This window comes from Streptococcus milleri (genome assembly GCF_900636525.1).
Classification (GTDB): Bacteria; Bacillota; Bacilli; order Lactobacillales; family Streptococcaceae; genus Streptococcus; species Streptococcus hominis.
Window position 1 is genome coordinate 37,202 of sequence record NZ_LR134288.1, and the last position, 12,593, is coordinate 49,794.

General features: G+C 42.4%; 13 protein-coding genes. 11 read left to right on the top strand and 2 right to left on the bottom strand.

The features are described 5' to 3' along the window. Positions 1-107: 107 nt before the first annotated feature. From purM to purH, 4 genes are read left to right on the top strand one after another with little or no spacing between them, the layout of a single operon-like run. On the top strand, positions 108-1,127 hold the full coding sequence (gene purM, locus EL087_RS00250) for a phosphoribosylformylglycinamidine cyclo-ligase (RefSeq protein ID WP_126406010.1): 1,020 nt from the start codon (positions 108-110) through the stop codon (positions 1,125-1,127). After that, positions 1,127-1,678: a phosphoribosylglycinamide formyltransferase gene (gene purN, locus EL087_RS00255; protein WP_003040835.1), complete on the top strand. Its 552-nt coding sequence runs from the start codon at positions 1,127-1,129 to the stop codon at positions 1,676-1,678. The genes purM and purN overlap by 1 nt, the downstream gene beginning before the upstream one ends. A 57-nt stretch (positions 1,679-1,735) precedes the next feature. Further along, positions 1,736-1,903 carry a hypothetical protein gene (locus tag EL087_RS00260; protein ID WP_003036929.1) on the top strand — a complete coding sequence of 56 codons (168 nt, stop codon included), beginning with the start codon at positions 1,736-1,738 and terminating at the stop codon, positions 1,901-1,903. Between the two features lie 14 nt (positions 1,904-1,917). After that, positions 1,918-3,465, top strand: a complete 1,548-nt coding sequence (gene purH / locus EL087_RS00265; RefSeq protein WP_126406013.1) for a bifunctional phosphoribosylaminoimidazolecarboxamide formyltransferase/IMP cyclohydrolase — start codon at positions 1,918-1,920, stop codon at positions 3,463-3,465. Positions 3,466-3,523: 58 nt separating this feature from the next. On the opposite strand, the gene EL087_RS00270 is transcribed toward purH, so the two are convergent. After that, a complete protein-coding gene (locus tag EL087_RS00270) occupies positions 3,524-5,458 on the bottom strand; it encodes a GBS Bsp-like repeat-containing protein (protein WP_126406016.1) in 1,935 nt (644 codons plus the stop codon). Positions 5,459-5,653: 195 nt separating this feature from the next. Here EL087_RS00270 and purD point away from each other — a divergent pair, with 195 nt between their 5' ends. From purD to purB, 7 genes are all read left to right on the top strand, one after another. Beyond that, entirely contained in the window at positions 5,654-6,919 is a 1,266-nt protein-coding gene (purD, locus tag EL087_RS00275) for a phosphoribosylamine--glycine ligase (protein WP_126406018.1), read from the top strand. Beyond that, positions 6,909-7,343, top strand: a complete 435-nt coding sequence (locus tag EL087_RS00280) for a DUF523 domain-containing protein (protein ID WP_126406021.1) — start codon at positions 6,909-6,911, stop codon at positions 7,341-7,343. Before purD ends, EL087_RS00280 begins: the two co-directional genes overlap by 11 nt. Before the next feature lie 238 nt (positions 7,344-7,581). Beyond that, positions 7,582-8,070: a 5-(carboxyamino)imidazole ribonucleotide mutase gene (gene purE / locus EL087_RS00285; RefSeq protein ID WP_126406024.1), complete on the top strand. Its 489-nt coding sequence runs from the start codon at positions 7,582-7,584 to the stop codon at positions 8,068-8,070. Then, entirely contained in the window at positions 8,057-9,133 is a 1,077-nt protein-coding gene (purK, locus tag EL087_RS00290; protein ID WP_126406027.1) for a 5-(carboxyamino)imidazole ribonucleotide synthase, read from the top strand. Before purE ends, purK begins: the two co-directional genes overlap by 14 nt. A 6-nt stretch (positions 9,134-9,139) precedes the next feature. Continuing rightward, positions 9,140-9,721 carry a hypothetical protein gene (locus tag EL087_RS00295; RefSeq protein ID WP_126406030.1) on the top strand — a complete coding sequence of 194 codons (582 nt, stop codon included), beginning with the start codon at positions 9,140-9,142 and terminating at the stop codon, positions 9,719-9,721. Positions 9,722-9,969: 248 nt separating this feature from the next. Continuing rightward, positions 9,970-10,197 carry a phosphoribosylaminoimidazole carboxylase gene (locus tag EL087_RS00300; RefSeq protein WP_126406033.1) on the top strand — a complete coding sequence of 76 codons (228 nt, stop codon included), beginning with the start codon at positions 9,970-9,972 and terminating at the stop codon, positions 10,195-10,197. A 56-nt stretch (positions 10,198-10,253) separates the two neighbouring features. Continuing rightward, positions 10,254-11,549 carry an adenylosuccinate lyase gene (purB, locus tag EL087_RS00305; RefSeq protein WP_126406036.1) on the top strand — a complete coding sequence of 432 codons (1,296 nt, stop codon included), beginning with the start codon at positions 10,254-10,256 and terminating at the stop codon, positions 11,547-11,549. A 55-nt stretch (positions 11,550-11,604) separates the two neighbouring features. On the opposite strand, the gene dhaQ is transcribed toward purB, so the two are convergent. Continuing rightward, entirely contained in the window at positions 11,605-12,591 is a 987-nt protein-coding gene (gene dhaQ, locus EL087_RS00310; protein ID WP_126406039.1) for a DhaKLM operon coactivator DhaQ, read from the bottom strand. Between the last annotated feature and the right edge of the window lie 2 nt (positions 12,592-12,593).

The following is a 12,593-nucleotide window of genomic DNA, read 5'->3' on the forward strand; positions in this document are numbered from 1 at the left end:
AAAGCTAAAGACCTGACTAGTTTTTTTAGTCAAAAAGATGGTTTGACTGAAAAAACGTCGCAATCTCCAAAATGGTTTTTTGACAAAAAAAGAGAAGGAAAATTATTATGACAAAAAATGCTTATGCTCAATCTGGTGTTGATGTTGAAGCGGGTTATGAAGTTGTTGCACGTATCAAAAAACACGTTGCGCGTACTGAACGTGTAGGTGTTATGGGAGCTCTTGGTGGCTTTGGTGGGATGTTCGACCTTACAAAAACTGGCGTGAAAGAACCTGTTTTAATTTCAGGAACTGATGGTGTCGGAACCAAGCTCATGCTGGCTATCAAGTACGATAAACACGATACAATTGGCCAAGACTGTGTAGCCATGTGTGTCAATGACATCATTGCAGCTGGTGCTGAGCCACTTTACTTCCTAGATTACATTGCTACTGGTAAAAATGAACCTGCAAAACTTGAACAAGTCGTTGCAGGTGTTGCGGAAGGTTGTGTTCAATCTGGCGCAGCTCTTATCGGTGGTGAAACTGCTGAAATGCCTGGTATGTATGGTGAAGATGATTATGATTTGGCTGGTTTTGCAGTAGGTGTGGCTGAAAAAAAACAAATCATTGACGGGTCAAAAGTTTCTGATGGTGATGTTCTTCTAGGGCTTGCTTCCAGTGGGATTCACTCAAATGGTTATTCACTTGTCCGTCGTGTCTTTGCTGATTATACAGGCGAAGAGGTTCTTCCAGAGCTTGAAGGCAAAAAATTAAAAGAAGCGCTGCTTGAACCAACACGTATCTATGTCAAAGCGGTGCTTCCACTTATCAAGGAAGAATTGGTCAATGGTATTGCTCACATCACTGGTGGTGGTTTCATCGAAAATGTCCCACGGATGTTTGCAGATGATTTAGCTGCTGAAATCGAAGAAGATAAAGTTCCTGTTCTTCCAATTTTCAAAGCTCTTGAAAAACACGGTAACATCAAACACGAAGAAATGTTTGAAATCTTTAACATGGGTATTGGTTTGATGTTGGCAGTTAGCCCTGATAAGGTTGAGCGTGTGAAAGAATTGCTTGACGAACCAGTTTACGAACTTGGTCGTATCGTTAAAAAAGCTGATGCAAGTGTGGTGATTAAATAATGAAAAAAATCGCAGTTTTTGCGAGTGGTAATGGGTCAAATTTTCAAGTCATTGCAGAGCAATTTCCTGTTGAGTTTGTCTTTTCAGATCATCGAGATGCCTATGTATTAGAACGTGCTGAAAAACTTGGTGTGACAGCTCACACTTTTGAACTCAAAGAGTTTGATAATAAAGCAGCTTACGAAGAGGCTATTGTTGCTTTGCTTAAAAAATATGACATTGATTTGGTTTGCTTAGCTGGTTATATGAAGATTGTTGGTCCGACTTTGCTAGCAGCTTACGAAGGTCGTATCATCAATATTCACCCAGCTTATCTGCCGGAATTTCCAGGCGCTCATGGTATTGATGATGCTTGGGAAGCAGGTGTTGACCAGTCTGGTGTTACCATTCACTGGGTTGACAGTGGCGTTGACACCGGAAAAGTGATTAAACAAGTTCGTGTGCCTCGTCTAGCTGACGATACCATTGATAGTTTTGAAGCTCGCATTCATGAAAATGAGTATAAACTCTATCCAGATGTTTTGGAGAGCTTAGGAGTTAAGAAAAAGTAGTCCGTGTATTTGATAGCGTAGTTAGCTATTAGTATGCTGCCTTATAAGGAGATTATGATGATAAAAAAGATTTTGGTGTTTGTATTAACTTTTATTGTCGTTGCCTTTATAGTAAATGTACTATTTGGTAATCTTGAAAATCCGTTACGCCTTTGCTTGGCTTATTCTATCGGGCTTATTGCCAGTATTGCTATTGAGTGGTTTATATTTTACAAAAAGAAGTAGAAAGTAGGACTGAAATGACAAAACGTGCACTAATCAGTGTTTCAGACAAAGCGGGCATTGTTGAATTTGCTCAAGAATTAAAAAAACTTGGTTGGGATATTATCTCAACTGGCGGAACAAAAGTTACGCTTGATAAAGCAGGCGTTGATACTATCGCCATTGATGATGTAACGGGCTTCCCAGAAATGATGGACGGTCGTGTGAAAACACTTCATCCAAATATTCACGGCGGCCTTTTGGCTCGTCGCGACCTTGACAGCCACCTTCAAGCTGCAAAAGATAATCACATTGAATTGATTGACCTTGTTGTGGTTAATCTGTATCCGTTTAAAGAAACAATCTTGAAACCAGATGTGACTTATGCCGATGCAGTTGAAAACATTGATATCGGTGGTCCATCCATGCTTCGCTCTGCTGCTAAAAACCATGCTAGTGTTACAGTTGTCGTTGACCCAGCTGACTACGATGTTGTTTTAGATGAATTGACAGCTAATGGTGAAACAAACTTTGAAACGCGTCAACGCTTGGCAGCCAAAGTTTTCCGTCACACAGCAGCTTACGACGCTTTAATTGCGGAATATTTCACAAAACAAGCCGGAGAAACAAAACCTGAAAAACTCACCATCACTTACGATTTGAAACAACCCATGCGTTATGGTGAAAACCCTCAACAAGACGCTGATTTCTACCAAAAAGCTTTGCCAACAGATTACTCAATTGCTTCTGCAAAACAATTAAACGGTAAAGAATTGTCATTTAACAATATCCGTGACGCTGACGCTGCAATCCGTATTATCCGTGATTTCAAAGACCGCCCGACTGTTGTTGCTCTTAAACACATGAATCCATGTGGTATCGGACAAGCTGACGAAATTGAAACAGCTTGGGATTACGCTTATGAAGCTGACCCAGTTTCAATCTTTGGTGGAATTGTTGTGTTGAATCGCCAAGTTGACGCAGCAACTGCTAAGAAAATGCACGCTATTTTCCTTGAAATCATCATTGCACCAAGTTATTCAGAAAAAGCCCTTGAAATCTTGACAACGAAGAAGAAAAACTTGCGGATTCTTCAATTGCCATTTGAAGCTCAAGAAGCTAGCCAAATTGAAAAAGAATACACGGGTGTTGTCGGTGGGCTTTTGGTTCAAAACCAAGATGTTATTGAAGAAAATCCAGCGGATTGGAAGGTTGTAACCAAACGACAACCAAACGACCAAGAAAAAACAGCGCTTGAATTTGCTTGGAAAGCGATCAAATATGTGAAATCGAATGGTATCATCGTGACAAATGACCACATGACACTGGGTGTCGGTCCTGGTCAAACCAATCGTGTGGCTTCTGTTCGTATCGCTCTTGACCAAGCGAAAGACCGTCTTGATGGTGCGGTCCTTGCTAGTGATGCTTTCTTCCCATTTGCGGACAATGTTGAAGAAATTGCTGCTGCAGGTGTGAAAGCAATCATCCAGCCAGGTGGCTCCGTCCGTGACCAAGAGTCTATCGACATGGCTGATAAATACGGCATTGCCATGGTGTTTACAGGCGTACGGCATTTTAGACATTGAAAATAGTATAAAAACCTTGGATTTGTTTTCCAAGGTTTTTAAAGTTATTCAGAGGAACTTATTTTGGATAAATGTAACTAACTGCTCCTTGTCCAGCTGCATGAGGATTGAACCAGCCACGGAAGTTGCCAATATACTGTTTCCCAGCGTAGTTGGCCTCTTGAATCTGAATGCGTGTGTTTGAGGCTACGTGAGTAACAACTCCAACATGACCGTAACCACCGTCTGTCCAACAAATAATAGCCCCTACTTGTGGAGTTGTACCGGTTTTAAAACCAGCTCGTCTGGCGCTAGCAGCCCAATCACCACCATTGCCCCAGTAATTGCCAGCCCAAGGCGCAAGAGCTTTGGCGCCCCAAGTGCATTGCCCTTTTGGATAAGTCGTTGCTGCGGCATAATTTGGTTGGAAAGAAACAGCAGGTTTCTCTACTTGATAGCTCGTACCAGTTAGTCCAATCATTTGACCGTTGAGATTGCGGTAGACATGTGTATGGAAAAGCCCGCTGCCAGTGTGTTTTTGCGTATCAATTGTGAATTTGTAAATTCCATTTCCAGCTTTAGTAGCAATGTACCATTGAATATCGTCTTGTCCATTGACTTCAGACCAAGTCGGTAGGGTAATTGTTCCGTCACCGTAGGCATCTGTCACCGTCACCTCATAAAGATAAGTTGAGCGCTTATTGACAGATACTTTGGTTTTAATTTTTTCTGCGGACATAGCAATCGAATCCGTTGCGTAACTATGCTCGCTACCGTCTTTATATTTTACATAAATATGATTGGTGTATGTTCCAGACAAAACTTGATGATTGCGAATATCAAATGCTGCCGTAAATGTTCCGTCACCGTGATTAGTGGCTGCATACCACTTGATATTGCTTTGATTGCTTGTGCTCCAAATAGGGACTTGAACGGATTGAATCGGTTTGGACTTTGAAGTTTCACTAACTTTGACGGTATAAGTCCCTTGTTCTTGATTGATATTTTCAACAGAGAAGAAAGGTTTTTGCTCTTCTTCAGAAGGCAATTTATCAGCATCAACTTGGGCAGTGATTCCAGCTAAGCCAGTAAACTCTGGTTTGACATAGCTTTCTCCGTAAAGATGAATGTGATAAGTTCCTGTGTCATAGTTGTGTTTTTTTAGCTCAACTCTAACATTGTAGCTTCCATCAGGATTTTTAGTAGCTGCATACCATTGAAGATCATCTTGTCCGTTTTTATCAGACCAAGTTGGAACAGTAAGTTTATAGATTGTTTCAGGGACATTTTTTATCCGAATATCCATGATGCCAGGCTCAGGAAAGCTAGTCTGAATAGTAGGATTTGGTTTTTCAAGGTTAAAAGTGGTACCATTTAATCCAATCATCTTTCCGTTTTTACTTTCATAAGTATGAACATGGTAAACACCGTATCCTTTATGATTGGATAAGTCAATTTCTGTTGTGTCTTGCCCTGCCGTATACCACTTGATGTCATCTTGTCCTTTTTCGTCAGACCAAACAGCGTGTAAAATATTGGCATTTGTTTGATCTTTGTTTCGAGTAAAGGATATTTGAGCAGTCTTTCCTAAAACGGTTGTAGAAACCGTGCCGCTAGCTGGTTTTTCTACTTTGAAAGTCGTTCCGTTTAAACCGACCATTTTTCCATTGATATTGATATAGGTGTGGACGTGAAAGGTTCCATAACCAGTGTGCTGACGCAAATCAATAGCTGTAGTTGGTGTCTGGGGCGCGGAATACCACTTAATGTCATCTTGCCCATTTTCATCAGACCAAACAGCATGGTAAATGGTGTAAGGAACTTGTGTCTGTGAGCGTGTGTAGTTAATAGAAGCTGTATTTCCAGAAACATTGACGGTAATGTTGCTAGCAAGAGTTGCTGGATTTGAGCTTTTTTGAGCATTATCTGCTTCCGAGGCTTGAGCAGTTAGTTGAGCAGAAAAAACGCCCAAAATAGTGCTAGATAGTAAAAATAATTGACTGTATTTCTTCATAAATCTCCTTTGAATAAATAATTTGGATAGTTCCATTTAGATTATTCGGGAAAAGATGAAAAAATTGAAAACTGAATTGAAAAATTAGAAAATGATAGCGAAATTTCATTGTTATCAAAATATTTTACGATAAATAAAGGTATAAACGAACATTTATGGTATAATTGATATAAATAATTCGCAAAGAGGGCAATCATGAAACTTTTAGTTGTTGGTTCAGGTGGTCGCGAGCATGCGATTGCTAAGAAGTTGTTGGAGTCACCGCAGGTGGAGCAGGTCTTTGTGGCTCCGGGAAATGACGGGATGACCTTCGACGGTCTTAAGTTGGTTTCGATTGGGATTTCTGAGCATGCAGCGCTGATTGACTTTGCTAAAGCAAATGATGTTGCTTGGACTTTCATTGGTCCTGATGATGCGCTAGCGGCAGGTATCGTTGATGATTTTAATCAGGCTGGACTTAAGGCTTTTGGTCCGACTCGGCTAGCTGCGGAGCTGGAGTGGTCCAAGGATTTTGCTAAGTCAATCATGAAAAAATACGGTGTGCCGACAGCACGCTACGAAACTTTTTCAGACTTTGAAAAAGCTAAAACCTATATCGAAAAAGAGGGCGCTCCAATCGTGGTGAAAGCGGACGGCTTGGCCTTGGGGAAAGGTGTGGTAGTCGCTGAAACGGTGGAAGAAGCGGTCGAAGCAGCGCATGAAATGCTTTTAGACAATAAATTCGGCGATTCTGGTGCGCGTGTGGTGATTGAGGAATTTTTGACTGGAGAGGAATTTTCTCTTTTTGCCTTTGTTAATGGTGACAAGTTTTACATCATGCCAACGGCTCAGGACCACAAACGTGCTTATGACGGTGACAAGGGTCCTAATACAGGCGGTATGGGTGCTTATGCGCCCGTGCCACATCTGTCAGCAAGCGTGGTTGAAACTGCGGTTGACACCATTGTCAAGCCAGTGCTGGAGGGGATGATTAAAGAAGGGCGACCTTATGTCGGTGTCCTCTATGCAGGCCTGATCCTGACCGAGGAAGGCCCTAAGGTCATTGAGTTTAATGCTCGCTTTGGTGATCCTGAGACGCAGGTTATTCTGCCACGCCTGACTTCGGACTTGGTGCAGAACATCACGGACATTTTGGAGGGCAAGGAGCCAGATATGACCTGGACGGACAGCGGTGTGACCTTGGGCGTTGTCGTGGCTTCTGAAGGTTATCCACTTGCCTACGAAAAAGGTGTAATCTTGCCAGAAAAGACTGACGGTGATATCATCACCTACTATGCGGGCGCCAAGTTTGATGAAAATGGCAAAGCGCTGCTGTCCAATGGCGGTCGTGTCTACATGCTGGTCACCACAGCCGACAGTGTTCAGGCTGCGCAGGAAAAAATTTATGCCCAATTCGATAAACAAGACACGACTGGACTTTTCTACAGAACTGACATCGGGAGTAAGGCTCTTGAAAAATAAAAGGTGTATACTAGTTAGTGCTTGTTTACTTGGAGAAAATTGCAAGTACAATGGAGGCAATAATTATAATCAAGCTGTTATTGACTTTGTTGCGGATAAAGATGTCTTAGCAGTGTGCCCGGAAGTTGCGGGCGGCTTACCAGTTCCAAGAGAGCCAGTAGAGATTTTAAAAGGACGGCCATGCGATGTTAATGGGAATTTTTATGATAAAGAATTTCAAGTAGGAATTGATCACACATTGTCGAGTTTAGCTGAAAAAAACATTGACTTGGCTATTCTTCAGTCCCGAAGTCCCTCTTGTGGTGTCAACCAGATTTACGATGGTCATTTTTCTGGTCGAAAAATAGAGGGCAGTGGTCTTTTTGCGCAAGCATTAAAGAAACGAGGCTACAGAGTTGTTGATGCTGAAGATATAATTAAATAAAGTATAGCGCTAGCTCAAGCGACCAAAGGCCGCTATGAAACCATGCCTGCCATCGCTGTGGCATTTTGGGAAAGTTTGTAGCTCAAAGGTCTACAAACCTAGTTAAGAAGATTTTTTTAGATGGGATGTTAGCTTTTCCTCGGCTTTTAAGAAAAGATGAGAAGAAAAGCGTAGCATCACACGCAAGAAAGTTCACGACGCCTCTACAGCCTAAGGCAGGCTTGAAAAAGGAGAAATTATGCAACCAATTATTTCTATTATCATGGGTTCTAAATCCGACTGGGAAACGATGAAAAAAGCAGCCCAAGTTCTTGAGGACTTCGGTGTTGTTTATGAAAAAAAGGTGGTCTCTGCCCACCGAACACCAGACCTTATGTTTCGATATGCTGAGGAAGTACGCGCACGTGGGATCAAGGTTATTATTGCAGGTGCTGGCGGTGCAGCGCACTTGCCGGGAATGGTGGCAGCTAAAACAACGTTGCCTGTTATCGGTGTGCCTGTCAAATCTCGTGCTTTGAGCGGAGTGGACTCGCTCTATTCTATCGTGCAGATGCCTGGCGGTGTTCCTGTGGCAACGATGGCTATCGGCGAAGCGGGTGCGACCAATGCAGCGCTCTTTGCTTTGCGCTTGCTGTCTGTTGAAGATGCCAAAATTGCCCAAGCACTAGCTGATTTTGTAGAAAAACAAGGAAAGATTGCTGAGGAGTCTAGCAATGAACTCAACTAAAACGATTGGAATTATCGGTGGCGGTCAATTAGGACAAATGATGGCGATTGCTGCAATTTATCGAGGTCACAAGGTCATTACGCTAGATCCAGCTGCTAATTGTCCAGCTGCTCGTGTCAGTGAGGTTATTGTTGCTCCTTATGATGACGTGTCGGCTCTTCGTCAATTGGCTGAGCGCTGTGATGTCCTGACTTATGAATTTGAAAATGTGGACGCAGACAGCTTAGATGCGGTGGCTGATTTGGCAGATTTGCCACAAGGAACGAGGCTGCTACGTATTTCGCAAAACCGAGTACACGAGAAAGAATTTCTCTCAAGCACTGGCGTAGATTTGGCTCCTTATCGCGTTATTCGCTCGTCTGCAGACTTGGAAAATTATGATTTCTCTGTCAAGCGTGTACTAAAGACAGCAACGGGCGGCTACGATGGTCACGGTCAAGTCGTCATTAGAGATGAGGAGAGCTTAGCGACTGCGCATGATTTGGCAGACGAGACTCTTTGTGTGCTGGAGGATTTTGTCCCCTTCACCATGGAAATATCAGTCATTGTGTCTGGTAATGGTAAGGATGTGACGGTTTTCCCAGTTCAGGAAAATATCCACCGTAACAACATTCTTTCAAAAACCATTGTGCCTGCTCGCATTTCTGATAGTTTAGCAGCAAAAGCAAAAACCATGGCAGTGCGAATCGCAGAACAACTTAACCTGTCTGGAACTCTTTGCGTGGAAATGTTTGCGACGGCTGATGACATCATCGTCAATGAGATTGCGCCACGCCCACACAACTCTGGGCATTATTCAATTGAAGCCTGCGACTTCTCGCAGTTTGACACGCATATTCTGGGTGTTCTCGGAGCACCATTGCCAGCTATTAAACTGCATGGACCAGCCGTCATGCTCAACGTACTCGGTCAGCATGTCGAGGCTGCGGAAAAATATGTCACAGAAAATCCAAGCGCCCACCTCCACATGTATGGTAAAATAGAAGCGAAGCACAACCGCAAGATGGGACATGTGACTCTGTTTAGTGAAGAGCCAGATGAGGTTAAGGAATTTGGGGAGTAGTGATATATGGATAAGTTTTTTGAAGGTATGAGTAATGAAACCAAGATTACACTGGTGACACTAATCTTAACAAATATGGTTACAATCGGTATAGCTATAATCGGTTTTTTCCAAAAGAAAAATGAGCAAGAAAATCAACAAAAATTGATTCAAGAAGAAAAACAACAGTCGCGTATCAATTCAGATAGAGATATGTATATAAAAACGATCCAAGATTTTGCATATGTGGCTGGAAACATAGTAACTATCGTCGAATCTAAAATTGGACATTCAACGAAGAAGAAACAAGACTTGAATCCACTTTTAAACTTTGATGAGGTTTACTATAAATTTTACATATTATTGACGGATGAAGCTGATAGAAAAATACTTCAAAAGTTTCAATATCAAGTGCGTTCATTGGCTGGTTTGCCTAATCCTGCAGGGGTTGCTGTCTGGGATGAAGCTGAAGAATTTGATAAATATCTACAATCTCAAGCAGATGGTTATATTGAACCTCCCAGAGAAATATATAATCAATTGGAAGAATGTTTGTCAATTTGCAGAAAGTTAATTAAAGAAAAAATGTCTCTAGCATTAAGTGATTAGTATATTGTTGTTAAACGATTTTGTGAAGCGTTCAAAATTTTGAATGATTAGCAGTAGAATTGAAGGTTTATGAAAGTGAACATAGGAAGGAAATTGTGCTCATACAATCGACTTCGGACGAAACTCTTGGAAGAATGCTACTGCTTCTCCTTGAGATGTAAGTGAACCTAAACTTTTAAATTTATAGAAAGGAACAAGGGTTCCGTATCCTCTAAACTGAAGACGGGCTACGGACTTGATCAATTTTTATGATTCAAATAATAGTCAATGCTTTTGTTGAGAAAGAGAAGGCTGGAGCAGTCGTCGAAGTCTTGTTTGCTAGTGCTGACCATGATAAGGTGCAAGCTAAATATGATGAAATAGTTGCCCGGTATCCAGACAACTATTTAGTCATCTATGATCTACCACTGGATATGGATTTGAATACACTAGATCACTATCCGTCTGTATGGATTGGGAAAGAAGAATTTGAATAAGATTTCCCTCGGTTGCTTAGCTGATGTGAAACATCAAAAGAAAGGAAAAACAAACAATGATCAACCGTTATTCACGCCCTGAGATGGCGAACATTTGGAGTGAGGAAAATAAGTACCGTGCTTGGCTTGAAGTAGAAATTTTAGCTGATGAGGCTTGGGCTGAGTTGGGTGAGATTCCTAAGGAAGATGTGGTCAAGATTCGCGAGAAGGCGGATTTTGATATTGATCGCATTCTGGAGATTGAGCAGCAAACACGTCACGATGTGGTGGCCTTTACTCGTGCGGTTTCTGAGACGTTGGGTGAGGAGCGCAAGTGGGTTCACTATGGCTTGACGTCTACTGATGTGGTGGACACAGCCTATGGTTATCTCTACAAGCAAGCAAACGACATCATTCGCAAAGATTTAGATCATTTCCTCAATATTGTAGCGGACAAGGCGCGTGAGCACAAGTTTACCATCATGATGGGGCGTACCCACGGTGTGCACGCTGAGCCTACAACCTTTGGTCTTAAATTGGCAACTTGGTACAGCGAAATGAAACGGAACATCGAGCGTTTCGAGCATGCGGCTGCTGGTGTGGAAGCTGGTAAGATTTCTGGTGCGGTTGGAAACTTTGCCAACATTCCGCCATTTGTGGAAAAATATGTCTGTGAGAAATTAGGTATTCGTGCTCAAGAAATTTCAACTCAAGTCTTACCGCGTGACCTGCATGCTGAGTATTTTGCGGTACTTGCTAGCATTGCTACGTCTATCGAGCGCATGGCGACTGAAATTCGCGGTCTGCAAAAATCTGAACAGCGTGAAGTGGAAGAGTTCTTTGCCAAGGGGCAAAAAGGCAGCTCTGCTATGCCCCATAAACGCAATCCAATTGGTTCTGAAAATATGACAGGGCTTGCCCGTGTGATTCGCGGTCACATGGTGACGGCTTATGAAAACGTGTCGCTCTGGCATGAACGTGATATTTCGCATTCTTCAGCGGAGCGTATTATCACACCCGATACGACCATTCTGATTGACTACATGCTTAATCGCTTTGGCAATATCGTTAAGAATCTGACTGTTTTCCCTGAAAATATGCGCCGCAATATGAACTCAACTTTTGGTCTTATTTACAGCCAGCGCGTCATGCTGAGCTTGATTGAAAAAGGCATGACACGTGAAGAGGCTTATGATTTAGTACAGCCAAAGACGGCTTATTCTTGGGACAATCAAACAGATTTTCGTCCGCTACTAGAAGCTGATGAAGCTGTGACTTCTCGTTTAACACCAGAGGAAATTGACGACATTTTTAATCCAGTTTACTACACTAAGCGTGTGGACGATATTTTCCACCGTATAGGTTTGGATTAAAACAAACTAAAAAATCCAGTGAAATCAAGCCTGATTTTACTGGATTTTTGCTCTCTCACCAAGCAAAAGCATTGGTTGGGGTTTCTAAGGCTCTCAGCCAGAAACTGTCGGAAACACGACAGAGGGTAACAGAAAGTCCTGCCATATCGAGGCTCGTGATGAGGTGACCTGTTTTGACAAAGGGCAGTTTCAAGCCTTCTATATCCAACAGTTGAAGAATGTCATCTGTGAAAACAAGTTCTTCCAATTTTGAAGTGCCGCCTAAGTTATTGATGAGGAGAATAAATTCTTGTCCTTCTTGCCACTTGAATTTCATTTTGATTTTGTTGATGAGCTCAACAGCGAGCAACTCGGAAGATTCAAACGGAACCATCCGATAACCGGGCTCACCATGGATTCCTATTCCGTAGGAAATTTGACCTTGGGGCAAATCAAAGATAGGTAGCTGCTTGCTTGGTAAGGTGGCAGATTTTGTTGCGACTCCCAGTGTTGCAATGGAGGTGGACAGAGAAAGAGCGAGCTTTTCCAACTCATCCAAGTTTGCTCCTTCTTTGGCAGCCTGCCCGAGAATTTTATGTAAGAGAATTGTTCCTGCAACCCCGCGGTGGCGGATTTGGAAATTGCTTTTTTCCACAGAAATATCATCATGAGAAATGATGTATTTGACTGGAATTCCTTCTTTGCGTGCTTGATAAATGGCTTGGGAAAATTCTTTAATATCGGCGTCGAAGTTTTTAATAATGACAAAAACGCCCTTGCCTTGATGCAGAAAACGAATGGTTTCTAAAATATGCTCCGCACATGGGGGCACAAAAATGGGGCCGCTAATAGCAGCGGCTAACATACCATCGCCCACATAGCCAAAATGAGCTGGTTCATGACCGCTTCCACCACCCGAAATAATGGGCACGACAGAAGAATCGTGCTGATTATGATAAATAACGGGAAGTTGTTTCAGCTGTGAAAGGTGAGGATACATGCGGGTGATTGCATTGATGTTTTGCTGAATGCTTGAATGAATTGAATTGATAATGTGAACCATAT